General features: G+C 67.7%; 22 protein-coding genes and 1 pseudogene. 9 read left to right on the top strand and 14 right to left on the bottom strand.

From position 1 onward, the window contains the following. Window positions 1-175 (top strand): annotated as a pseudogene (locus BST14_RS31175) (transglycosylase family protein); the annotation flags it as partial. A gap of 69 nt (window positions 176-244) precedes the next feature. Here BST14_RS31175 and BST14_RS23520 read toward each other — a convergent pair. The 4 genes from BST14_RS23520 to BST14_RS23505 are packed head-to-tail and all read right to left on the bottom strand — an operon-like array spanning window position 245 to window position 1,885. Continuing rightward, complete coding sequence (locus tag BST14_RS23520) at window positions 245-670, bottom strand: molybdenum cofactor biosynthesis protein MoaE (protein WP_083066753.1); 426 nt, start codon at window positions 668-670, stop codon at window positions 245-247. After that, a complete protein-coding gene (locus BST14_RS23515) occupies window positions 667-1,149 on the bottom strand; it encodes a MogA/MoaB family molybdenum cofactor biosynthesis protein (protein WP_083066760.1) in 483 nt (160 codons plus the stop codon). The genes BST14_RS23520 and BST14_RS23515 overlap by 4 nt, the downstream gene beginning before the upstream one ends. Next, window positions 1,146-1,676 (bottom strand): cyclic pyranopterin monophosphate synthase MoaC, encoded by a 531-nt coding sequence (gene moaC, locus BST14_RS23510; RefSeq protein ID WP_083066752.1) that lies wholly within the window; start codon window positions 1,674-1,676, stop codon window positions 1,146-1,148. Before moaC ends, BST14_RS23515 begins: the two co-directional genes overlap by 4 nt. An 8-nt stretch (window positions 1,677-1,684) precedes the next feature. After that, complete coding sequence (locus tag BST14_RS23505) at window positions 1,685-1,885, bottom strand: hypothetical protein (protein WP_174320979.1); 201 nt, start codon at window positions 1,883-1,885, stop codon at window positions 1,685-1,687. Between the two features lie 140 nt (window positions 1,886-2,025). On the opposite strand from BST14_RS23505, the gene BST14_RS23500 reads away from it, so the two are divergent. Together BST14_RS23500 and BST14_RS23495 are read left to right on the top strand one after the other, a co-directional pair. Further along, window positions 2,026-4,284 (top strand): helicase-associated domain-containing protein, encoded by a 2,259-nt coding sequence (locus BST14_RS23500; protein ID WP_083066751.1) that lies wholly within the window; start codon window positions 2,026-2,028, stop codon window positions 4,282-4,284. 52 nt (window positions 4,285-4,336) lie between these two features. After that, window positions 4,337-5,986, top strand: a complete 1,650-nt coding sequence (locus tag BST14_RS23495) for a DNA repair helicase XPB (RefSeq protein WP_083066750.1) — start codon at window positions 4,337-4,339, stop codon at window positions 5,984-5,986. Window positions 5,987-6,048: 62 nt separating this feature from the next. On the opposite strand, the gene BST14_RS23490 is transcribed toward BST14_RS23495, so the two are convergent. Together BST14_RS23490 and BST14_RS23485 are read right to left on the bottom strand one after the other, a co-directional pair. Then, window positions 6,049-7,194 carry a thiolase family protein gene (locus BST14_RS23490; RefSeq protein ID WP_083066759.1) on the bottom strand — a complete coding sequence of 382 codons (1,146 nt, stop codon included), beginning with the start codon at window positions 7,192-7,194 and terminating at the stop codon, window positions 6,049-6,051. A 67-nt stretch (window positions 7,195-7,261) separates the two neighbouring features. After that, window positions 7,262-7,687, bottom strand: a complete 426-nt coding sequence (locus tag BST14_RS23485) for a Zn-ribbon domain-containing OB-fold protein (RefSeq protein WP_083066758.1) — start codon at window positions 7,685-7,687, stop codon at window positions 7,262-7,264. A 152-nt stretch (window positions 7,688-7,839) separates the two neighbouring features. Here BST14_RS23485 and BST14_RS23480 point away from each other — a divergent pair, with 152 nt between their 5' ends. Further along, window positions 7,840-8,133 (top strand): putative quinol monooxygenase, encoded by a 294-nt coding sequence (locus BST14_RS23480; RefSeq protein WP_083066749.1) that lies wholly within the window; start codon window positions 7,840-7,842, stop codon window positions 8,131-8,133. A gap of 23 nt (window positions 8,134-8,156) precedes the next feature. On the opposite strand, the gene BST14_RS23475 is transcribed toward BST14_RS23480, so the two are convergent. Together BST14_RS23475 and BST14_RS23470 are read right to left on the bottom strand one after the other, a co-directional pair. After that, window positions 8,157-9,146 (bottom strand): LLM class F420-dependent oxidoreductase, encoded by a 990-nt coding sequence (locus BST14_RS23475; protein ID WP_083066748.1) that lies wholly within the window; start codon window positions 9,144-9,146, stop codon window positions 8,157-8,159. Between the two features lie 31 nt (window positions 9,147-9,177). Then, a complete protein-coding gene (locus tag BST14_RS23470; protein WP_083066747.1) occupies window positions 9,178-9,714 on the bottom strand; it encodes a TetR/AcrR family transcriptional regulator in 537 nt (178 codons plus the stop codon). A 79-nt stretch (window positions 9,715-9,793) separates the two neighbouring features. Here BST14_RS23470 and BST14_RS23465 point away from each other — a divergent pair, with 79 nt between their 5' ends. The 3 genes from BST14_RS23465 to BST14_RS23455 are packed head-to-tail and all read left to right on the top strand — an operon-like array spanning window position 9,794 to window position 12,568. Then, window positions 9,794-11,002 (top strand): FAD-dependent monooxygenase, encoded by a 1,209-nt coding sequence (locus BST14_RS23465; RefSeq protein WP_083066757.1) that lies wholly within the window; start codon window positions 9,794-9,796, stop codon window positions 11,000-11,002. Window positions 11,003-11,062: 60 nt separating this feature from the next. Then, window positions 11,063-11,923, top strand: coding sequence for an LLM class F420-dependent oxidoreductase (locus BST14_RS23460; protein WP_083066746.1), 861 nt, complete (start codon window positions 11,063-11,065; stop codon window positions 11,921-11,923). A 36-nt stretch (window positions 11,924-11,959) separates the two neighbouring features. Beyond that, on the top strand, window positions 11,960-12,568 hold the full coding sequence (locus BST14_RS23455; protein ID WP_083066745.1) for a class I SAM-dependent methyltransferase: 609 nt from the start codon (window positions 11,960-11,962) through the stop codon (window positions 12,566-12,568). A gap of 141 nt (window positions 12,569-12,709) precedes the next feature. Here the strand turns inward: BST14_RS23455 and BST14_RS23450 are convergent, their stop codons facing one another. Beyond that, on the bottom strand, window positions 12,710-14,854 hold the full coding sequence (locus BST14_RS23450) for a 3-hydroxyacyl-CoA dehydrogenase NAD-binding domain-containing protein (protein WP_083066744.1): 2,145 nt from the start codon (window positions 14,852-14,854) through the stop codon (window positions 12,710-12,712). Window positions 14,855-14,858: 4 nt separating this feature from the next. Then, window positions 14,859-16,067, bottom strand: a complete 1,209-nt coding sequence (locus BST14_RS23445) for an acetyl-CoA C-acetyltransferase (RefSeq protein WP_083066743.1) — start codon at window positions 16,065-16,067, stop codon at window positions 14,859-14,861. A gap of 219 nt (window positions 16,068-16,286) precedes the next feature. Here BST14_RS23445 and BST14_RS23440 point away from each other — a divergent pair, with 219 nt between their 5' ends. Next, window positions 16,287-17,468: a pyridoxal phosphate-dependent aminotransferase gene (locus BST14_RS23440; protein WP_083066756.1), complete on the top strand. Its 1,182-nt coding sequence runs from the start codon at window positions 16,287-16,289 to the stop codon at window positions 17,466-17,468. Here BST14_RS23440 and BST14_RS23435 read toward each other — a convergent pair. The 4 genes from BST14_RS23435 to BST14_RS23420 are packed head-to-tail and all read right to left on the bottom strand — an operon-like array spanning window position 17,465 to window position 20,053. After that, window positions 17,465-17,905, bottom strand: coding sequence for an SRPBCC family protein (locus BST14_RS23435; protein ID WP_083066742.1), 441 nt, complete (start codon window positions 17,903-17,905; stop codon window positions 17,465-17,467). The two genes, BST14_RS23440 and BST14_RS23435, sit on opposite strands and share 4 nt — an antisense overlap. A 51-nt stretch (window positions 17,906-17,956) precedes the next feature. Further along, on the bottom strand, window positions 17,957-18,412 hold the full coding sequence (locus BST14_RS23430) for an SRPBCC family protein (protein WP_083066741.1): 456 nt from the start codon (window positions 18,410-18,412) through the stop codon (window positions 17,957-17,959). A 58-nt stretch (window positions 18,413-18,470) separates the two neighbouring features. Beyond that, window positions 18,471-19,604, bottom strand: a complete 1,134-nt coding sequence (locus BST14_RS23425) for a CaiB/BaiF CoA transferase family protein (RefSeq protein ID WP_083066740.1) — start codon at window positions 19,602-19,604, stop codon at window positions 18,471-18,473. Between the two features lie 5 nt (window positions 19,605-19,609). Next, a complete protein-coding gene (locus BST14_RS23420) occupies window positions 19,610-20,053 on the bottom strand; it encodes an SRPBCC family protein (protein ID WP_083066755.1) in 444 nt (147 codons plus the stop codon). A gap of 67 nt (window positions 20,054-20,120) precedes the next feature. Between BST14_RS23420 and BST14_RS23415 the strand changes: the two genes are divergently transcribed. Then, on the top strand, window positions 20,121-21,806 hold the full coding sequence (locus BST14_RS23415; protein ID WP_142279560.1) for an alpha-keto acid decarboxylase family protein: 1,686 nt from the start codon (window positions 20,121-20,123) through the stop codon (window positions 21,804-21,806). Window positions 21,807-21,887: the final 81 nt, after the last annotated feature.

Genomic DNA, 21,887 nt, shown 5'->3' with positions numbered 1-21,887 from the left:
CGCCGACGCCCCGCCCGTCGTGGACACGGACTTCCATGGCTTCGTACCGGCCGGCATGCCGCAGCACGTCGAGGACGCCGCCTACACCCAGAAGCTGTGGGAGGCGATCCGCGCCCAGGACGTTCAAGGAAACGACGCGCTGGACGCTCTCGCGCAGCCGTCGCCCAGCGCCTAACGCCGCCGCACTCCCCGCACGCCCCGAAAAACCCTCCTCTTCGGGGCGTGTTGGGCATGGCTCAGCACGTCAGGCCGAGCCCACCCATTCCTCGGTTCCGTCGGCGAAGAATTGGTGCTTCCACACCGGAAGCCGTGCCTTGATGGTGTCCACCAGATGCGCGCAGGTGGCAAACGCCGCCTGCCGGTGATCGGCGGCCACCGCCGCCACCAGGGCGGCCTCTCCGATGCGCAGCGCGCCGATCCGGTGGCTGGCGGCGACGGCGCGCACACCGCTGGATTGCCCGGCCACGTCAGCCACCACATCGGCGATGACCTGGTCGGCCGACGGGTGCGCGGAGTACTCGAGTCGCACCACCCGCCGTCCGCCGTCGTGGTCGCGGATCATGCCGACGAACCCGACGATGGCCCCCGCCGACTGGTGCCCCACCAACTCCTCATGCTCGGCCAGCGAAATGGGGTGCTCGGTCATGGCAGCGCGCACGACGAGCGTCATCGCTGGTGATCTTTACCGGCGAGTTGATCGAGCGCGTGATCCAGCACATCGGCGAGCACACCCAGCCCGTCGCGCACCCCGCCGGGCGAACCCGGCAGGTTGACGATCAGCGTCCGACCGGCCACACCGCACACACCGCGCGACAGCACCGACGTCGGCACCTTGGGCAGGCCCGACTGGCGAATCACTTCGGCCAGCCCCGGAATCAGGTAGTCGACGACGGCCACGGTCTGGTCCGGTGTGCTGTCGCTCGGCGAGATGCCGGTGCCGCCGGAGGTGATGATGACGTCGACCTCGGCGTCGATCGCCGTGCGCAGTGCGTCGCCGACCGGCGGCCCGTCGGCAACCACCTCCGGGCGCTCGGCCGAAAAGCCCCGCTCCGTCAGCCATTCGGCGATGATCGGGCCGCATCGGTCGTCATACACTCCCGACGACGCGCGGGTCGAGGCCACAATGACGCGGGCTGAACGGGTGCTCATGGGCGCGCCCACTTTCCGGTTTTGCCGCCTTCCTTGCGCAGCACTCGAATGTCGTCGATCCGTGCGGCCGGGTCGACCGCCTTGATCATGTCGTAGAGCGTCAGGCCCGCGACGCTGACGGCCGTGAGCGCTTCCATCTCCACCCCCGTGCGGTCGGTGCTTCGCACCGTTGCGATGATCTCGATCTCAGACTCGCCCACTGTGAAGTCGATGTCGACCCCCGTGAGCGCGAGCTGATGACACAGCGGGACGAGGTCGCTGGTGCGCTTGGCGGCCTGGATGCCGGCCACCCGCGCGGTGGCCAGCGCATCGCCCTTGGGCAGGCCGCCGGTCGAGATCAGCGCCACCACGTGCGCGGACGTGCGCAGGACCCCCGCGGCGACCGCCGTCCGCTTGGTGGCTACCTTCTCGCTGACGTCGACCATGTGCGCCGCGCCGTGCTCGTCCAGATGTGACAGCGTGCCCGAGCCGGGCTCTTTCGACGCCCAGTTCGCCGAGGCTTGCGAGGCCTCAGAGGCCCTGGCCATCTGGCGACCTACCGATTGACGACGGTGACCGGGTGCAGGTAGGGCAGATCGGTGGAGGGCAGCGGAAACACCAGCTCGCCGAAGGGGGACAGCGCACCCGTGCGATCGGTCACGAGTTCACTGACCGCGTGGTCGTCAGGGTCGGTCGTCGGCCAGCCGTTGTCGACGTACTTGGTCTTGCGGGCTTTGCCCTCAGCAGTGTCAGCCACGAGGTCCATTCTTACAGGTGGCCGAACCGCATGCGGCGCAAGACCGGAGTTCGAGACCCGTTGCCGTGCGACCGCCCCGGTGAGTCGGCGGGTTGCCGACGCCTGCTGGGCGGCCTCGACCTGCTTTACGCTGGTCAGCAATGACCGACAACACCCCGGATATTCCGCTGGGGTCGTGGCTGGCCGAGTTATCCGATGAGCAGCTGATCCGACTGTTGGAATTGCGGCCGGACCTGGCCCAGCCCCCGCCCGGCAGCATCGCCGCACTGGCCGCTCGCGCCCAGGCCCGCCAGTCGATCAAGGCCGGCACCGACGACCTGGACTTCCTGCGGCTGGCCGTGCTCGATGCACTGCTGGTGCTGCAGGCCGACGCCGAGCCGGTGCCGACCCCGAAGCTGCTGGCACTGATCGGTGACCGCGCCCCCGAAGCCGATGTCCTGGATGCGGTCGACGACCTGCGGCAACGCGCCTTGGTCTGGGGCGGGGCCGCGCTGCGGGTGGCCGCCGACGCAGCTGCGGGCATGCCGTGGCATCCGGGCCAGGTCATGCTCGAGGACACCTCGCGCAGCGCCGAGGAGATCGCCGCCCTGATCGACGAGCTCAACCCTGCACAGCTCGACGTGCTGGAGAAACTTCTCGAAGGCTCGCCGATGGGACGCACGCGCGACGCCGCGCCCGGCGCGCCCACCGACCGGCCGGTGCCCCAGCTGCTGGCCATGGGCCTGCTGCGGCGCATCGATGCCGAGACGGTGATCTTGCCCCGCCACGTCGGGCAGGTGCTGCGCGGCGAGCAGCCCGGCCCCATGCAGCTGACCGCACCCGACCCGGTGGTGTCGACCACCACGCCCGACGATGCCGACGCCACGGCCGCCGGGGCGGTCATCGACTTGCTGCGCGAGGTCGATGTCTTGCTCGAAACCCTTTCCACCACACCGGTTTCCGAGCTGCGCAGCGGCGGCCTGGGAATCCGCGAGGTCAAACGGCTGAGCAAGGTGACCGGCATCGACGAGCAGCGGTTGGGTTTGCTCCTCGAAGTCGCGGCCGCGGCCGGATTGGTCGCCAGCGGCATGCCCGACCCCGAACCGGTCACCGGCGAGGCACCGTACTGGGCGCCGACGATCGCCACCGACCGCTACAGCGCGATGTCGGTCGCCGAGCGCTGGCAGCTGTTGGCCGGCAGCTGGCTGGACCTGCCGGGCCGGCCGGCGTTGATCGGCAGCCGCGGCCCCGACGCCAAGCCCTACGGTGCCCTGACCGACGGCCTATACTCCACGGCGGCTCCGTTGGATCGCCGGCTGTTGCTGGGCATGCTGGCCGAGCTGCCCCCCGGCGCCGGAGTCGACGCCCCGGCAGCTTCGGCGGCGCTGATCTGGCGGCGTCCGCGCTGGGCCAAGCGGTTGCAGCCGGGGCCCGTCGGGGATCTGCTCGCCGAGAGCAACGCGCTGGGCCTGGTGGGCCGCGGCGCGATCAGCACGCCCGGCCGCGCGCTGCTGGACGACGACGGCGATCCGCAGGTCGCCATCGAGGCGATGAACCGGGCGTTACCCAAACCGGTCGATCACTTCCTGGTGCAGGCAGATTTGACCGTGGTGGTGCCCGGACCGCTGGAGCGCGACCTGGCCGAGCAACTCGCCATCGTGGCCACCGTCGAATCCGCCGGCACCGCAATGGTGTACCGCGTCAGCGAGCAGTCGATCCGGCACGCACTCGATGTCGGCAAGACGCGCGACTGGATGCATTCGCTGTTCGCCAACCATTCCAAAACGCCGGTCCCGCAAGGCCTTACCTACTTGATCGACGACGTCGCCCGCCGGCACGGGCAGCTGCGGATCGGCATGGCCGCGTCGTTCGTGCGCTGCGAGGACCCCGCGCTGCTGGCACAGGCCGTGGCGGCGCCGGCGACCGAAGAGGTACAGCTGCGGGCCCTGGCGCCGACGGTCGCGGTGTCGCCAGCGCCGATCGCCGAGGTACTCACCGCGTTGCGCGCCGCGGGGTTCGCCCCGGCGGCCGAGGATTCCTCCGGCGCCATCGTCGACGTCCGTCCCCGCGGCGCCCGGGTGGCCACCCCGCAGCAGCGCCGGCCGTACCGCCCGGCCCGGCGCCCCAACGCCGAAAGCCTCAACGCGGTGGTGGCGGTGCTGCGCAGGGTGACCGCCGCACCGTTCGGCAACGTCCGCGTCGACCCGGCGGTCACCATGACGCAGTTGCAGCGCGCGGCAAGGGAACAAGACACGCTGGTGATCGGTTATCTGGATGCGGCGGGGGTCGCCACTTCGCGCGTCGTGTCGCCCATCACCGTCAAGGGCGGCCAGCTGGTGGCGTTCGACTCGGCGTCCGGCAGGCTGCGTGACTTCGCCATTCACCGCATCACATCGGTGGTGTCGGCCACCGGCCGATAATGGTCGTCATGCCCGCCGACGTGAACACAGTTGGAAAGGAGCGGCGCTGACTATGTCTGACGGACCGTTGATCGTGCAGTCCGACAAGACGGTGCTGCTCGAGGTGGATCACGAGCAGGCCGGCGCGGCGCGCGCCGCCATCGCGCCCTTCGCCGAGCTGGAGCGCGCACCCGAACACGTGCACACCTATCGCATCACGCCGCTGGCGCTGTGGAACGCCCGCGCCGCCGGCCACGACGCCGAGCAGGTGGTCGACGCCCTGGTCAGCTTCTCGCGCTACGCGGTGCCACAACCGCTGCTGGTCGACATCGTCGACACCATGGCCCGCTACGGCCGCCTGCAGCTGGTGAAGAACCCCGCGCACGGGCTGACGCTGGTGAGCCTGGATCGCGCGGTGCTCGAAGAAGTGTTGCGCAACAAGAAGATTGCCCCCATGCTCGGCGCCCGTATCGACGACGACACCGTCATCGTCCACCCCAGCGAGCGCGGCCGGGTCAAGCAGATGCTACTCAAGATCGGTTGGCCCGCCGAAGATCTCGCGGGTTACGTGGACGGCGAAGCGCACCCGATCAGCCTGGCCCAGGACGGCTGGCACCTGCGCGACTATCAGCAGATGGCCACCGACTCGTTCTGGTCCGGCGGATCGGGCGTGGTGGTGCTGCCCTGCGGTGCGGGCAAGACGCTGGTGGGCGCCGCCGCCATGGCGAAAGCCGGTGCGACGACGCTGATTCTGGTCACCAACATCGTCGCGGCGCGGCAATGGAAACGCGAGTTGATCGCCCGCACGTCGCTCACCGAGGACGAGATCGGTGAATACTCCGGCGAACGCAAGGAGATCCGGCCGGTCACCATCTCGACCTACCAGATGATCACTCGCCGCACCAAGGGCGAATACCGACATCTGGAGCTCTTCGACAGCCGCGACTGGGGGCTGATCATCTACGACGAGGTCCACCTGTTGCCGGCGCCGGTCTTCCGGATGACCGCCGATCTGCAGTCCAAGCGGCGCCTCGGCTTGACCGCCACGCTGGTCCGCGAGGACGGCCGCGAGGGCGACGTGTTCTCCCTGATCGGCCCGAAACGCTATGACGCGCCGTGGAAGGACATCGAGGCGCAGGGGTGGATCGCGCCCGCCGAGTGCGTCGAGGTGCGGGTCACCATGACCGACAACGAGCGGATGCTCTACGCCACCGCCGAACCCGAAGAGCGGTACAGGCTGTGTTCGACGGTGCACACGAAAATCACTGTGGTCAAATCGATCCTGGCAAAGCATCCCGGCGAGCAGACCCTGGTGATCGGCGCCTACCTCGATCAGCTCGACGAACTCGGCGCGGAGCTGAACGCCCCGGTGATCCAGGGGTCCACCCGCACCAAGGAACGCGAAGAGCTGTTCGACGCCTTCCGCCGCGGCGAGTTGTCCACCCTGGTGGTGTCCAAAGTCGCCAACTTCTCCATCGACTTGCCGGAAGCGGCTGTGGCAGTGCAGGTTTCGGGGACGTTCGGTTCACGCCAAGAGGAGGCCCAGCGGCTCGGCCGGCTGCTGCGGCCCAAGTCCGACGGCGGGGGCGCCATCTTCTATTCGGTGGTGGCGCGCGACAGCCTGGATGCCGACTACGCCGCGCACCGCCAGCGCTTCCTGGCCGAGCAGGGTTACGGCTACATCATCCGCGACGCGGACGACCTGCTGGGCCCGGCCATCTAGCGCGAGCAGACGCAAAAGCCCCCGAAACGCCGTTGGTTCGGGGGCTTTTGCGTCTGCTGGCCTTACCGCGACAGGATGGTCGCCGACGCGGTGCCGGGCGCGCCGTACACCTGGGCCAGGCCGACGCGCGGATTGCCGGGGACCTGACGCTCCCCCGCCTCGCGGCGCAACTGCCGCACCAGTTCGTGCACCTGCCGCAGGCCCGACGCGCCGATCGGCTCGCCGTTGGCGATCAGCCCGCCGTCGGTGTTGACCGGCATCGAGCCGTGAATCTCGGTGGCGCCGTCGGCCAACAGCTTCTCCTGTTCGCCATCCGCGCACAGGCCGGTCTCGGCCATGTGGATCACCTCGGCGCCGGCATCGGTATCCTGCAGCTGCGCGACGTCGACGTCCTCCGGGCCGATGCCGGCGGCCTCGTAGGCGGCCTTGGCGGCGTAGACCGTCGGTGAGGCGTCCTCGTCCAGCGGCGCCGACGTGGCGTGCACCTCGTAGGCGCCGAAGCGCCGGGTCCGAATCTCGCAGGCGCGCACGTAAATTGGCTTGTCGGTGAACTTCTCGGCCATGTCCGCGCGACACATGATGACCGCGGCCGCGCCCTCGTCGGGCGCGCAGAACATGTACTGCGTCAGCGGGTAGTTCAGCGTCGGCGAGGCGAGGATCTCCTCGACAGAGATCTCCTTGCGCCGGAATGCGTTCGGGTTCAGCGCACCGTTGCGGAAGTTCTTGTTGGCCACCCGCGCCAGCGTCTCCTGCGAGATGTTGTGGTCGTGAATGTACTTGTTGGCCTTCATTCCGAAGAACTTGGTGGTGACGAACTGGCCGTTGTTGGCGTACCACTGCGGCAGCGCCAGCTTGGCGGGGTCATCGGTGAAGGCGCCCCGCGGGTGCTTGTCGAGCCCGATGGCGATGCCGATGTCGTACTTGCCCAGCCGAATCGTGTCGGCAGTCTGCTGGATGGCGCTGGCCGCCGTGGCGCAGGCGTTGAACACGTTAGTGAACGTGATGCCGGTCAGCCCGACCAGCCGGGTCACCGCGTCGGGATTGGAGACTTCGTAGCTGCCGCCGAAGCCGAACTGGATGTCCTTCCAGTCCACGCCGGCGTCTTTGAGCGCGAGTTGCACGGCCTCGGCGCCCATCTGCATCGCGGTCTTGTCGAACCTGCCGAACGGGTGCAGGCCCACGCCGACGATCGCGACATCATTGGTCATCTCAAATCCTCCTGACTTGATGGTGGCGACCCGATTCACCCGGCTGCGCCGCGCTCACAATCGCCACTCAGACCGGCTGGAATGCGAAGGTGACGATCTCGTCGCCCTCGCCGTCGGTGGCGAACGGCACCATGGTCAGCTCGACTTCCTGGCCGAACTGCAGCTTGGCCGGATCGTTCTCGGTCAGCCGGCCTTCGACGCGGATGACCGCGTCTTCTCCCAAGCCGAGCTGGACCAATCCCACGCCGAACGGCACGAAGTCCTTACCGGTCGGGCCTGCATAGGGGGCGCCCGGCGGGAAGCCCTGGGTCGTCCACGCCACCAGCGTTCCGCGGCGGGGCAACAGCACCTCGGACAGCTCGCCGGCGCTGCATCGCGGGCACCACTGCTGCACTGGGAAAGTGGTCGCCGCGCAGTTGCCGCATCGGCTGCCGATCAGCTGCGGGCTCTCATCGGGCCAGGTAGAGATCTCAGGGGCAAGTGCCTTCTGCATCGAGGGATCCTCCAGGATCGTCCACAATCCGCCAACAGAATATTGCTCACTGAACCGTATAACAGCTTTCCGAAAAGTGGAAACCACATTCTCATCTTCGGCAGGACGGCCGCGCCATCGGTCGGGCCGCCGCCCAGCGATATGTTGGGCCCATGACGGTCACGGTGATACTTGAGCTCAGATTCAAGCCCGGCGAGGTCGCCGCGGGGCGCGAGCTGATGGGCAGGGCGCTGCAGGACACCCGGTCATTCGACGGGAACGTGCGCACCGATGTGCTCGTCGACGACGACGACGAAGCGCACTGGCTCATCTACGAAATCTGGGAGACGGTCGAGCACGACGAGGCCTACCGCGCCTTTCGCGCCGGCGAGGGCAAGCTGACGCAGCTTCCCCCGCTGCTGGCCGCGCCGCCGGCCAAGACGAGGTACGTGACTAGCGACATCTGACGGCCTCCACAACCCAACGCTGGCTAAGTCAACGCGGGAATGACTGCGCTTTCGAACATCTCAATGCCGGAACGATCGTAGGCAGCCTCCGGGAAATAACAGATCGCATACTCGCAGCCGAGGTCGCGGACCTTCGCGAGCCGCTCGATCACCTGTTCCGGTGTGCCCATCGCCGACTCCGGCCCGCTGGTGCCGGCGATCATCGCATCGGCCATCGCCTCGGGTATGTAGCCGATCATCCGGTCCCGGACCCGTTTCAGCCGGGCTTTGACGTCGGCATCCGATGTGCCCAGGATGGCGTTGAAGTTGGCCGAGCGCACGATCGCATAGAAGTCGGTGCCCACTTCGTCGCAGTGCTGTGCCAGCACTTGCGATTTGCGGGCGAAAGCCTCGTACTCGGGCGTGAAGTTGGTGTACTGCGCGTATTTAGCGGCGATACGCAATGTCACCTTCTCACCGCCGCCGGCAATCCACAGGGGAATGCCCTTGCCCTGCAAGGGCTTAGGTTGAATGATCGCGCCGTCGACCTGGTAGTGCTTGCCCTCGAAGCTGACCTTGCCGTCCCGCCAGGCGTCGCGCATGATCTGCACGCCTTCGTCCAGCCGTCCCAATCGCACGCCCGCCGGAGGGAATCCGTAACCGTAGGCGCGCCATTCATGTTCGTACCAGCCGCCGCCAATACCCATCTGGATGCGGCCGCTGGAGATGACGTCGACCGTCGCGGCGACCTTGGCGAGGTACACGGGGTTGCGGTAGCTCATCGCCGTGCACATTTGGCCGAGTTTGATCCGCGACGTGGTCGCCGCGTATGCGGCCATCAGCGACCATGCCTCGTGCGTGGCTTCACTGGTGGGCATCGGCACGGTGTGGAAATGGTCGTAGACCCATAGCGAGTCCCAGGCGCTGTGGTCTGCGTAGTCAGCCAGCTCGCGCATCACCGGCCAGTGCCGATCGGGTTCGATGCCGACCAGATCCATCCGCCAGCCTTGCGGAATGAAAAGACCAAAGCGCATACCAAGCGACTTTAGCCGCACCCCAGGGCCGTCACCCGCCCAGCGCGTCGAGCGCGGCCGCGACCGACTTTGCGCGCAGCTCCTCGTGCGGGGCATCGGGGAACTGCACGCAGCAGTCCTGCAGGCCGCCGAACGCGACTACCGCCCGCGTGGATTGCGCGAGCGTCGGCTTCTTCCCGAACACCAGCCTGGCGAGTCGCTCACGCCACGCCAGCACGGTGTCGATGAGGTCGAGGTCGATCAATGTCGACAGCTCGGTCAACAACAGCACCAGGTCCCGGCGGTGCCGGTAGTGGAAGTCGAAATAGCCCTCCAGCAGGTCGCGCACGTCGTTGTCGCCGCGGCCCTCGTGGTCGGCGACGAACCGCTCACCCTCGTCGATCAGCGGCACCAAGATGCTGCGCACCAGGTCTTCGCGCGACGGAAAGTGGTAGTACAGCGCGGGTTTGGTGATGCCGAGCTGATTCGCGATGTCCTGCAGGCTGGTGCGCTGCACGCCGCGCTGCAAAAACAGCTCGCGGGCGACCTCTTGGATCCGCTCGCGGGTGTCCGACCGGGGCCTGCTCACGCTACGAGTTTATCTGACTTACCGATAGGTAAGCGGGATGCTACGCTTACCGAACGTTAAGTAAGTGTGGGAGGTGATCATGCGGGTCCTCATCTCCGGTGCCAGCATCGCTGGCCCGGTCCTGGCGTTCTGGCTGACCCGTTACGGCTTCGACGTCACCGTGGTGGAGCGCGCACCGACGCTGCGCAAAACCGGTGGCCACGCCGTCGACTTGTTCCGTCCGGCAATGGAGATCTCGGCGAAGATGGGTGTCCTGCCGCGCATCGAGGCGCGGGCCACCGGAACGGAACGGCTGACGATGTACCGGGAAGGCCGGACGAAGCCCACCCGGATCGGCCTCACCAAGATCTACGCGGCCACCTCCGACCGGCACGTGGAAATCATGCGCGACGACCTCAGCGAGATTTACTACGACGCCGCGCGTGACGACGTCGAGTACGTGTTCGGCGACTCGATCACCGGAGTAGAACACGACGGCACCGTGAGCTTCGAGCACGGCCTGGCACGCACCTTCGACGTGATCGTGGGCGCCGACGGGCTGCACTCCAATGTGCGGCGCCTGACCTTCGGCGAAGACGCCGACCTGACCAACTTCCTCGGGGGTTATCTGTCGGTGGTCTCGGCGCCTAAGGCGCTGGTCGCGCCCGGCGAAATGGTCGCCCACATCGGGATCGGCCGCTTCGCCGGCATCTACACCGCCGATCACCTGGACGACGCGCGCGCGGTGTTCATGTTCCGCAGCAAGGCGGAATTGGACTACGCCCATCACGATGCGTTGCGCCAGAAGCGGATACTGCAGGAGGCGTTCACCGGGATGCATGACCAGGTGGACGGCTGGCTCGGCGAATTGGAGCGCACTCCCACCTTCTACTTCGACTCCATCACCCAGCTGCGCACCGATCGGTGGTCGCGCCGCCGGGTCACCCTGGTCGGGGACGCCGGATATTGCCCGGGTCCCGCGGTGGGCGGCAGCACCAGCCTGGCCGTCCTCGGCGCGTACGTGCTGGCCGGCGAGCTCGCCGAGGCCGACGGCGACCACCTGCGCGCGTTCGCCGCCTATGAACTCCGGATGCGCGAACCGGTGCACCGCAGCCGGTCCTTTGCCCGCGGCGCGGCCAAGGGCGTCATCCCCGGTTCACGAATCGGCCTGTGGGCGTTGACCCGTGGGGCCCAGCTGGTCTCGGCGATGCCGGGGTCGCTGTCGCGGTCCCTGGCGAAGCTGAACACCAGGGGCCTGCGGATGCACGATTCCATGCCGGTCCCCGAGTACACCGTCAGCGACGTCTGACAGCATGATGCGTAGAGCCGCGGACGCGAGCCACCGCGGGCCACGATGGAAAGGCCGCCCATGGAACTGACCGGTGTGGGGATCTGGAGCAGTCAACTGCGCTACGGCGATCCGGCCGAATCCGCTGACGCCGCAGCGGAACTCGATGACCTGGGTTTCCCGGCGCTGTGGATACCCGACGTCGGCGGTCCGGTGTTCGACGCGGTGGGTCGTCTGCTCGGCGCGACCAAGCGCACCGTGATCGCCACCGGAATCCTCAACCTGTGGATGCATTCGCCTTCCGAGGTCGCCGACTCCTACGCGACCCTGACCTCCGAGCACGGTGACCGCTTCCTGCTGGGAATCGGCGTCAGCCACGCGCCGCTGATCGATGCCGGCCAACCCGGCCGCTACCGCAAACCGCTGGCGGCGACGGCGTCGTTCCTGGACGGCTTGGATGCCGCGCCGCGGCCGGTTCCCATCGAACGCCGGGTGCTTGCCGCGCTCGGCCCCAAGATGTTGACGCTGTCCGCGACCCGCGCCGGTGGCGCCCACCCGTACCTTGTCACGCCCGAGCACACCGCCTCGGCCCGCGCGACTCTGGGCGAGGGCCCACTGCTGTTGCCCGAACAGACGGTGATCCTGACCAAGGACGCCGACGAGGCCCGCCAGATCGGAACCGATTGGCTGCGAGCGTATTTGGCCTTGCCCAACTACGCCAACAACCTGCTGCGCAGTGGCTTCTCCGAAGACGACCTGTCACAGGTGAGCGATCGCCTCTTCAACGCGATCATCGCGTGGGGGGACGAGGAGGCCATCATGCGCCGCGTCGCCGAGCATCGTGCCGCGGGCGCCGACCACGTCTGCGTCCAGGTGCTGCTGGCCGATCCCCGCGCCTTCCCGCGCGAGCAATGGCGCCGCATCGCCGCCGCCTCCCGGTAGGCGTGACCGGCCGCGGCGACCCGCCTAGGGTGAGCTATGGCTTCCAAACAGACGCTGTTTCGGATCTTTTACCGCATCGGTTTCACCCCCTGGGATGGCCATCCGCTCGCGCAGAGCGTCCGCGATCTCGTCGAGGGAACCCCCGACGCCGCCGCCCTGCCCGCCGAGACGGCCCTGGAGGTCGGCTGCGGCACCGGGGATTGCTCCATCTATCTGGCCCAACACGGCTGGAAAGTCACCGCGGTCGACTTTGTGGCCAAGCCCCTCGAGCGCGCGCGGGCCAAGGCCGGCGCGGCAAACGCCCCGGTCGACTTCGTCCAGGCCGACGTAACGCAGCTGAGCCGGAGCGGCATCGGCGCCAATTTCGAGTTGATCGTCGACAACGGGTGCCTGCACAACATGAGCGACGCGGATCGCGATGCCTACGTCCGCGAGATCAGCGCCGTGGCGGCACCCGATGCCCGGCTGCTGATCGTCGCGTTCGTTCCCGGCGGCCGGATTGGGGTGCGGGGGGTCGACCGCGCCGAGATGGAACGCCGATTCACGCCGAGCTGGACGCTGTTGTCGGCCGGCGCGGAACGCGAGCTGGACCGTGCCGAGAAGACGCCGGCGTGGCACTACCTGTTCGCGCGCCGCGACACGTAACCTGCTGCGACGACACGCCGTTTCGCTTCGCAATAGCTTAAGTCTCGGCGCAGGGGTAGGCGCAATGTCGCGGCCGAGGCGCAATACGAAAGCCCCCGGAACTTTGGTGTTCCGGGGGCTTTCGCGCCTGCGTATGGCGGGCTAGGTCAGCGAGGCCGGCGGCAGGAACCGGTCGCCGTATCGCTCGGCCAGCTCCTTGGCCCGGGCCACGAAGGCCTCCTTGCCGATGCCGTGCGCACCGGAGTAGCCGACGATGAACTGGGCGCTACCACCGGTGTACGGCGGGAATCCGATGCCCATGATCGACCCGATGTTGGCGTCGGCGGTCGACGTCAGCACGCCCTCGTCCAGGCACTTCTGCGTCTCGAGCGCCTCGGCGAACAGCATGCGATCGATCATGTCCTGCAGCGGCAGCTGCGAAGAACCCGACTTGAACGTCTCGCGCAGGCCCGGCCACAGCCGGGTGCGCTTGCCGTCGACGTACTCGTAGAAGCCCGCGCCCTTCAGCCGCGACGGGCGGCCCAGCTCGATCATCTTCTCGACGACGGCCTCGGCCGGGTGCGGCTCGTAGGTGCCGCCCGCGTCCTCGACGCCCTTGCGGGTGGCGAGCGCGATCTTGTGCATCAGCTCCAGGTTGAGCTCGTCGGAGAGCTGCAGCGGCGGCGCCGGGTAGCCGGCCTGCGAACCGGCGTGCTCGACGCTCGCGGGTTCCACGCCCTCACCGAGCATCGCCAGCGCCTCGTTGACGAAGGTGCCGATGACGCGGCTGGTGAAGAAGCCGCGGCTGTCGTTGACCACGATCGGGGTCTTGCCGATGGCCAGCGTGTAGTCGAACACGCGGGCCAGCGCCTCGTCGGAGGTCTTCTCGCCCTTGATGATTTCGACCAGCGGCATCTTGTCGACCGGGGAGAAGAAGTGGATCCCGATGAAGTCTTCCTGCCGCTTGACGCCGGTCGCCAGACCAGTGATCGGCAGCGTCGAGGTGTTCGACCCCAGCAGTGCGTTGGGTTCAACGATGTCCTCGATCTCACCGAAGACCTTGTGCTTGAGTTCCTGGTTCTCGAATACCGCCTCGATGACGAAGTCGACTCCCTTGAGGTCGGCGGCGTCGGCCGTCGGGGTGATGCGGCCCAGCAACGCCTTGCTCTTCTCCTCGGTGGTCTTGCCCCGCTGAAGTGCCTTGGCCTCAAGTTTTTCCGAGTAGCCTTTGCCCTTCTCGGCGGCCTCGAGGCTGACATCCTTGAGCACCACATCGAAGCCGGCCTTGGCCGACACGTAGGCGATACCGGCGCCCATCATGCCCGCGCCCAGCACGCCGATCTTGTTGATCTTGACCGGCTCGATACCGTCGGGTCGCGACCCGCCGCCGTTGATGTGCTGCAGGTCGAAGAAGAACGCCTGGATCATGTTCTTGGCGACCTGTCCGGTGACCAGCTGGGTGAAGTAGCGGCTCTCGATGCGGCTGGCGGTGTCGAAGTCCACCTGCGCGCCCTCGACGGCCGCGTCCAGGATGGCCCGCGGCGCCGGCATGGGCGCGCCCTTGAGCTGCTTTTTCAGCAGGGCCGGGAACGACGGCAGGATGCCGGCCAGCGCGGGGCTGGACGGGGTGCCGCCCGGCATCTTGTAACCCTTTTTGTCCCAAGGCTGTTCGTGCGAGTCCGGGTTGGCCTTGATCCACGCCTTGGCGGCGGGCACCAATTCCTCCACCGAGCCGACGAGCTCGTCGACCAGGCCGATCTCCTTGGCCTTGTCCGGCTTGAAGCGGGTGCCCTGGGACAGGATGTTCATGAACGCGTTCTGGATGCCGAACATCCGCACGGTGCGGGTCACCCCGCCGCCACCGGGCAGCAGGCCCAACGTGACCTCGGGCAGGCCGACGACCAGGCCCTTGACGTCCGCGGCGATGCGGTGGTGACAGGCGAGCGCGATCTCCAGGCCGCCGCCCAGCGCCGCGCCGTTGATGGCGGCCACCACCGGCTTGCCCAGCGTCTCGAGCGCACGCAGGTCACGCTTGACCGACTCGACGGTGTCGAACGCCTCACCGGCGTTCTCCGGGCCGAGATTGATCAAGCCCTTCAGGTCACCGCCGGCGAAGAAGGTTTTCTTCGCGCTGGTGATCACCACGCCGGTGATCGAATCCTTCTCGGCGACAAGACGTTCCACAGCGTTGTGCATGGACTCGCTGTAGTGCTCGTTCATCACGTTGGCCGACCCGGTGGGGTCGTCCAGAGTCAGGGTGACGATGCCGTCGTCGTCCTTGTCCCACTGAATCGTGTTCTCTGCCATGGTCTTAAACCCTCTCGATGATGGTGGCGACACCCATGCCGCCGCCGATGCACAGCGTGATCAGGGCGCGACGCGCGTTGCGGCGCTCGAGCTCGTCGACCATGGTGCCGGTGATCATGGCGCCGGTGGCGCCCAGCGGGTGGCCCATCGCGATGGCGCCACCGTTGACGTTGAGTTTGTCGTCGGGGATGTTTAGGTCCTTCTGGAACTTGAGCACCACCGACGCGAACGCCTCGTTCAGCTCGAACAGGTCGATGTCGTCGATCGTCAGGCCGGCGCGGTCGAGCACCTTCTGCGTGGCCGGGGTCGGGCCGGTCAGCATGATGACCGGGTCCGAGCCGCTGGTGGCGGTGGCCACGATGCGCGCCCGCGGCGTCAGGCCCTGCGACTTGCCCGCGGCCTCCGACCCGACCAGCACCAGCGCGGCTCCGTCGACGATGCCCGAGCTGTTGCCGCCGGTGTGGACGTGGTTGATCTTTTCGACCCAGTGGTACTTGGTGAGCGCGACGTCGTCGAAGCCGCCCATCTCACCGATGCCGTCGAACGCGGTCTTTAGCTTGCCCAGACCCTCCAGCGTGGTGTCGGGCCGCATGTGCTCGTCGTGATCGAGGATGACCAGGCCGTTCTGGTCGCGCACCGGCACCACCGACTTGGCGAAGTAACCGCCCGACCACGCCGCCGCGGCCTTCTGCTGGCTGCGCAGCGCGTAGGCGTCGACGTCGTCGCGGGAGAACCCCTCGATGGTGGCGACCAGGTCGGCGCCGATGCCCTGCGGCACGAAGCCGATCCGGTAGTTGGTCTCGGGGTCGGTCGCCCAGGCGCCGCCGTCGGAGCCCATCGGCACGCGGCTCATCGACTCCACACCGCCGGCCAGCACCAGGTCGTCCCACCCGGACCGCACCTTCTGGGCGGCGGTGTTGACGGCCTCGAGGCCGGAGGCGCAGAACCGGTTGAGCTGTACACCGCCGGTGGTCTCGGGCAGGCCGGCGGCCAGCACCGCGGTGCGGGCGATGTCGCCGCCCTGGTCACCGACCGGGGACACGACGCCCAGGATCATGTCGCTGATCAGGTTCTCGTCCAGGTCGGGGAAACGGCGGCGCAGCTCGTCGACCAGGCCCACGACCAAGTTGAGCGGCTTGACCTCGTTCAGCGATCCGTTGCGCTGCTTGCCCCGCGGGGTGCGGATGGCTTCATAGATAAAAGCTTCGGACATGACAACTTCCTGTTCTGACGAATAGGGTTCGAATCCGTCTTCGAGACTAGATCCCGCACCACCCTAACAGGGCTCCCGGCCAACCTGTTGGTTGGGCGGTTTGCCGCTGGTTGGCGGCACCACTCCGGGTAGCGCCCATGTGTGCGTCCTGCCGCATACTCGTCATCGCACGTGCGGCTGGCCGCACACTCGCCGCGGCGCACCATAAGCTCGATGACCATGACGGTGGAGCGACTGCGCCCCTACGCGACCACGGTGTTCGCCGAGATGTCGGCGCTGGCCGCGCGGATCGGAGCGGTGAACCTGGGCCAGGGGTTTCCCGACGAGGACGGGCCCCCGGCCATGCTCAAGGCCGCGCAGGAGGCCATCGCCGACGGTGTCAACCAGTACCCCCCGGGGATCGGCATCGCGCCGCTGCGCCACGCCATCGCCGCCCAGCGCCGGCGCCGCTACGGCATCGACTACAACCCCGACACCGAGGTGCTGGTGACGGTCGGGGCGACCGAGGCCATCGCCGCGGCGGTGATCGGCCTGGTCGAACCGGGCTCCGAGGTCCTGCTGATCGAGCCGTTCTACGACTCCTACTCGCCGGTGGTGGCGATGGCCTCCGCGCAGCGGGTGGCCGTGCCCCTGATCCCCCACGGTCGCGGCTTCGCCCTGGACGCCGACGCGCTGCGCCGGGCGGTCACGCCCCGGACCCGCGCGCTGATCGTGAACTCACCGCACAACCCGACGGGCACGGTGCTGAGCGCCCAGGAGTTGGCGGCCATCGCCGAGGTGGCGGTCGCGGCCGACCTGTTGGTGATCACCGATGAGGTCTACGAGCACCTGGTGTTCGACGGCCGCCAACACGTGCCGCTGGCCGGCTTCGACGGCATGGCCGAGCGGACGATCACCATCTCCAGCGCGGCCAAGATGTTCAATTGCACCGGCTGGAAGATCGGATGGGCTTGTGGCCCAGCGCATCTCATCGTCGGGATGCGAGCGGCCAAGCAATATCTGAGCTATGTCGGCGGCGCGCCGTTCCAACCGGCGGTGGCGTTGGCCCTGGAGACCGAGGACGCGTGGGTGGACGACCTGCGCGCCACGCTGCAGGCCAGACGCGACCGCCTGGCGGCCGGCCTGGTCGACGTCGGGTTCGAGGTGCACGACAGCGCCGGCACGTACTTCCTGTGCGCCGATCCGCGCCCATTGGGATACGACGACAGCAGCAAGTTTTGCGCGGTGCTGCCGGAAAAGGTTGGCGTTGCCGCGATCCCGATGTCGGCGTTCTGCGACCCGGACGCGACGAACGGTCCAGCGGACGTGTGGAATCACTTGGTGCGATTCACCTTTTGTAAACGCGACGACACCCTCGATGAGGCGATCAGGCGGCTGGCCGCGCTGAAAGACGCCGGTTAACCCACCGCCCCCGTCACGCGCTTGCGCAGGCCCTCCAGCGCGGCGTGCAGAATCTTGTTGCCGGCCGAGCGCACCCAGAAGCCGGGCAGCGGCGCCCGCAGCTCGATCGTGAGGCTGAATCGCACCCGGGTCTTGTCGTCGCCCTCACGCTCCAGGTTGTATTCGCCATGTTGGGCGTGTTGCTGGGCCGTCTTCTCCGCATCCCAGACCATCCAGTCGGGACCCCAGTGATACTCGACCGTTTCGGTATCCGCGATGCCGCTGACCCGCAGCGTCATTCTCACGTGGTGCGGCAGGCCGTCGGGATATCTGTCCACGACCTCGACCCGCTTGTGCAACGGGGACCAGGAGGGAACGGCGTCCATGTCCGCCAGCGCCTCCATGATCACTGCCGGGGGCGCCTCAATGACGATCTGTGACGATGCGCGTATGGCCACCGACTATCAAACTAGCAAGTCGCGCTGCTCCGGCGAGCCGAAAAGCGGTAATTACGTAGCCTTATCCGACTCGCCGCCGCCGAGGACCAGGTTGCGCAACCCCTTCATCGAGGCATCGAGGACGCTCTCGGCGGCCCGCCGCACGATGAACGCGGGCATGGGCCGGCCGGGCTCGACGGTGACGTCGAAGCGCACCCGAGTTTGGTCGATCCCTTCGGGTTTGAGGGTGTACTCGACGTGCTGCCCGTGCTGCTGGGAGGTCCCCTTGGCGTCGTAGACAACCCAATCGGGGCCCCAGTGATACTCCAGAACCTCTTTGTCGACCAGCCCGAGAATCTTGATGGTGGTCTTGACGTGGTGGGGCCGGCCGTCGGGATAACGGTCGACCACTTCGATGTGTTTGTGCAGCGGCGACCACGATGACAGGACGCCGACATCTGTCAGCGCCTCCATGACCACTTCGGGCGGCGCGTTGACGACGAATTCCCGTGATGCTTTGACGGCCACTGAAGATCAACTTAGCAACGCCTACCCCGCTACGGACGGATTCGGCGTAAAGGGTTTCCTACCAGTTGATTTCGTTGAGTGGCGTGGTTGTCGCCGGCGGCGGTCCGACCGGTCCGGCCGGGGTCCGCGAAAAGCGCGGGGCGGGCGCCGCCTGGTCGGCGCCGTGGGCGGTGATCACCGTGGATCGCGCCCGCAAGTGCTCGTTGGTGGCGGCCTCGCTCCACGTGAGCACTGCGGTGACGCACGCGTCGGTGCCGGCGAAGATCTCCGCCCATTCGTCACGCGTGCGGTCGGCGAACCGCCGGGTGAAGATCTCACGCATCCGCGGATAGGAAGCTTTGTCGTGTTGGGCGGGTACGTCGTCGGGTGACAGGCCGAGCCCATCGAGCAACGCCGCGAAGAATTGGGGCTCGATGGCGCCGACGGCGACGTACTTGCCGTCGGCGGTCTCGTAGCAGCCGTAGAACGGGGCGCCGCCGTCGAGCAGAAACGATTCGCGCCGGTCGCGCAGTGTCCCTGTGGACTTCATGGTCCACATCATCTGGGCCAGCAGGCTGACGCCGTCGACCATCGCCGCGTCGATCACCTGCCCGGTGCCCGAGCGTTCCCGTTCGTAGAGGGCGGCCGCGATGCCGATGACCACCAGCATCGAGCCGCCGCCGAAGTCGGCGACCAGGTTCAGCGGCGGCATCGGTGGCCGGTCGGCGTAGCCCAGCGCCGACAGCGCTCCGGTCTGCGACAGGTAATTGATGTCGTGGCCGGCGGTCGGCGCCAGCGGCCCGTCCTGTCCCCAGCCGGTCATCCGGGCGTAGATCAGCCGCGGGTTGACCGCCGCACAGTCGTCGGGCCCGATGCCGAGCCGTTCGCAGGTCCCCGGCCGGAAGCAGTCAAGCAGCACGTCGGCTTTGGCGACCAGGCCCAGCAGCGCCTGCGGCCGCGTCTTGACGTCCAGGTCGACGATCCGCTTGCCGCGGTGCAGCAGGTCGCGATCCTCGGCCGGCATTCCGAGACCGCCCCCTGCTCGGTGGCGACCCGCTGCGCCCGGCTCCGCCGCGCTTGCGATCACCACGCTGGGACGCCGCACCCGCACCACATCGGCACCCAGATCGGCGAGCAGCATCCCCGCGTGCGGCCCCGGTCCGATGCCGCCGAGTTCGACGACCCGCACCCCGGCCAGCGGCCCGCCGCTCACGGCGGCTACTTACCCTTCTTCACCTGTAGCACCCGCTCACGCAGCGCCTTGGTCGCCGAATCGATGGTTCCCTTCACGGCGCGCTTGAGCACGAAGCCGGGCAGCGGCACGTTCGGGTCGGCGAGCAGCTCGAACTTGACCAATGTCCCCTCGCCTTTCGGCACCAGGGTGTACTTCCCGTCCTGCGCCTTCTGCTGCGAGGAGCTGACCAGCTTCCAGCTCACTACGTTCTCGCCCCAGGTGTAGGCGACCACCTGTTCGTCGCTGATCCCGGCGACCTTGACCTTCATCCGCACCTGGCGGGGGCGCCCGTCGTCGCCGGTGTCGAGGATCTCCGCACTCTGATGCGGCTCCGACCATTCGGGCATCGCTTCGAAGTCGGCAATGACGTCCAGAATCTCCTCCGGACTGGCTTCGATGACGATGTCGCGGGATTCTTTGAGTGCCATGGCCCGCACGATACTGGCACGGTGTCTCACCCGGAACGGATTGGACTTCGAGCGTACCGTCGTGCCTGTGACTGATGCCGCGACCGATACCGCATACACCGTCGGTGACTACCTGTTGGACCGTCTCGCCGAGCTCGGCGTCTCGGAGATCTTCGGCGTTCCCGGCGATTACAACCTGGAATTCCTCGACCACATCATCGCCCACCCCCGCATCCGCTGGGTCGGCAACGCCAACGAACTCAACGCCGGCTACGCCGCCGACGGATATGGTCGCCTCCGCGGAATGTCGGCTTTGGTAACGACATTCGGCGTCGGCGAGCTCTCGGCCGCCAACGCGATCGCGGGCAGTTATGCCGAGCAGGTACCCGTTGTGCACATCGTCGGCGGCCCGTCCAAGGACACCCAGGGCACCCGTCGGGCGCTGCACCATTCGCTCGGAGACGGAGACTTCGAGCACTTTTTCCGGATTAGCCGCGAAATCACCTGCGCCCAAACCAATCTCATGCCCGCGACGGCGCGCCGCGAAATCGACCGGGTGCTGTCGGAGGTGCGCGAGCAGAAGCGCCCGGGTTACATCCTGCTGTCCACCGATGTCGCGCGCTTCCCCACCGAACCGCCGGAGGCGCCATTGCCCCGCTACACCGGGGGCACCAGTCACCGTGCCCTGGCCATGTTCGTCGAGGCGGCGACCGCACTCATCGGCGACCACCAACTCACGGTGCTCGCCGACCTGCTGGTGCACCGGCTGCAGGCGATCAAGGAACTCGAGACGCTGCTGGCCGCCGACGTCGTGCCGCACGCCACGTTGATGTGGGGAAAGAGTCTGCTCGACGAGAGCTCACCCAACTTCTTGGGCATTTACGCCGGGGCCGCCAGCGCGCCGGCGGTGCGCACCGCCATCGAAGAGGCGCCCGTGCTGGTGACCGCCGGCGTGGTGTTCACCGACATGGTCAGCGGTTTCTTCAGCCAGCGCATCGATCCGGCCCGCACCATCGACGTCGGCCAGTATCAGAGCAGTGTGGCCGGAGAAGTCTTCGCGCCGCTGGAAATGGGAGCCGCGCTCGACGCGCTGACCACCATCCTGGCCGGTCGCGGTGTCTCGTCGCCGCCGGTGGTGCCGCCGCCGGCCGAGCCGCCGCCACCGGCGCCACGACGTGACCAACCGCTGACCCAGAAGATGTTGTGGGACCGCCTGTGTGTGGCCCTCACACCGGGCAACGTGGTGCTCGCCGACCAGGGCACCTCCTACTACGGCATGGCCGACCACCGGCTGCCGCAGGCAGTGACCTTCATCGGTCAACCACTCTGGGGGTCAATCGGTTACACGTTGCCCGCCGCGCTCGGGGCGGCCGTCGCACATCCGGACCGCAGGACGGTGTTGATCATCGGCGACGGCGCCGCGCAACTGACCGTCCAAGAGCTGGGCACCTTCTCGCGCGAGGGCCTGTCCCCCGTCATCGTGGTGGTCAACAACGACGGGTACACCATCGAGCGGGCGATCCACGGCGAGACCGCGCCGTACAACGACATCGTGAGCTGGAAGTGGATTGACGTTCCGCAAGCGCTCGGCGTCACCGACCATTTGGCGTTCCGGGCCCGGACCTACGGCGAGCTCGACGACGCCCTGACCGCCGCCGCGGACCACCGCGACCGCATGGTGTTCGTCGAGGTGATGTTGCCCCGGCTCGAAGTCCCCGACCTGCTGGTCGACCTCGTCCAGCCGACGTCGCCGGACGGCAGCCCGCGGCGCTGAAGCTCTAGGAGCTTGCTGAATTAGTTCCGCGTGGCGGGCGTGGTCGTCGGGGGGCTTTGGGGATGATTGTTGGGTGCAGGG

Origin of the sequence: Mycobacterium arosiense ATCC BAA-1401 = DSM 45069 (assembly GCF_002086125.1) — a bacterium.
Taxonomy (GTDB): domain Bacteria; phylum Actinomycetota; class Actinomycetes; order Mycobacteriales; family Mycobacteriaceae; genus Mycobacterium; species Mycobacterium arosiense.
The sequence above is the reverse complement of the archived record's forward strand: the minus strand, read 5'-3'. Positions and strand labels throughout refer to the sequence as shown.

Bases quoted from the DNA above. Each gene is read 5' to 3' on its own strand.
- BST14_RS23520 (WP_083066753.1), bottom strand. From the start codon at position 670: ATGACGCTCGTCGTGCGCGCTGCCATGACCGAGCACCCCATTTCGCTG.
- BST14_RS23515 (WP_083066760.1), bottom strand. From the start codon at position 1,149: ATGAGCACCCGTTCAGCCCGCGTCATTGTGGCCTCGACCCGCGCGTCG.
- moaC (WP_083066752.1), bottom strand. From the start codon at position 1,676: ATGGCCAGGGCCTCTGAGGCCTCGCAAGCCTCGGCGAACTGGGCGTCG.
- BST14_RS23500 (WP_083066751.1), top strand. From the start codon at position 2,026: ATGACCGACAACACCCCGGATATTCCGCTGGGGTCGTGGCTGGCCGAG.
- BST14_RS23495 (WP_083066750.1), top strand. From the start codon at position 4,337: ATGTCTGACGGACCGTTGATCGTGCAGTCCGACAAGACGGTGCTGCTC.
- BST14_RS23490 (WP_083066759.1), bottom strand. From the start codon at position 7,194: ATGACCAATGATGTCGCGATCGTCGGCGTGGGCCTGCACCCGTTCGGC.
- BST14_RS23485 (WP_083066758.1), bottom strand. From the start codon at position 7,687: ATGCAGAAGGCACTTGCCCCTGAGATCTCTACCTGGCCCGATGAGAGC.
- BST14_RS23480 (WP_083066749.1), top strand. From the start codon at position 7,840: ATGACGGTCACGGTGATACTTGAGCTCAGATTCAAGCCCGGCGAGGTC.
- BST14_RS23475 (WP_083066748.1), bottom strand. From the start codon at position 9,146: ATGCGCTTTGGTCTTTTCATTCCGCAAGGCTGGCGGATGGATCTGGTC.
- BST14_RS23465 (WP_083066757.1), top strand. From the start codon at position 9,794: ATGCGGGTCCTCATCTCCGGTGCCAGCATCGCTGGCCCGGTCCTGGCG.
- BST14_RS23460 (WP_083066746.1), top strand. From the start codon at position 11,063: ATGGAACTGACCGGTGTGGGGATCTGGAGCAGTCAACTGCGCTACGGC.
- BST14_RS23455 (WP_083066745.1), top strand. From the start codon at position 11,960: ATGGCTTCCAAACAGACGCTGTTTCGGATCTTTTACCGCATCGGTTTC.
- BST14_RS23450 (WP_083066744.1), bottom strand. From the start codon at position 14,854: ATGGCAGAGAACACGATTCAGTGGGACAAGGACGACGACGGCATCGTC.
- BST14_RS23445 (WP_083066743.1), bottom strand. From the start codon at position 16,067: ATGTCCGAAGCTTTTATCTATGAAGCCATCCGCACCCCGCGGGGCAAG.
- BST14_RS23440 (WP_083066756.1), top strand. From the start codon at position 16,287: ATGACGGTGGAGCGACTGCGCCCCTACGCGACCACGGTGTTCGCCGAG.
- BST14_RS23420 (WP_083066755.1), bottom strand. From the start codon at position 20,053: ATGGCACTCAAAGAATCCCGCGACATCGTCATCGAAGCCAGTCCGGAG.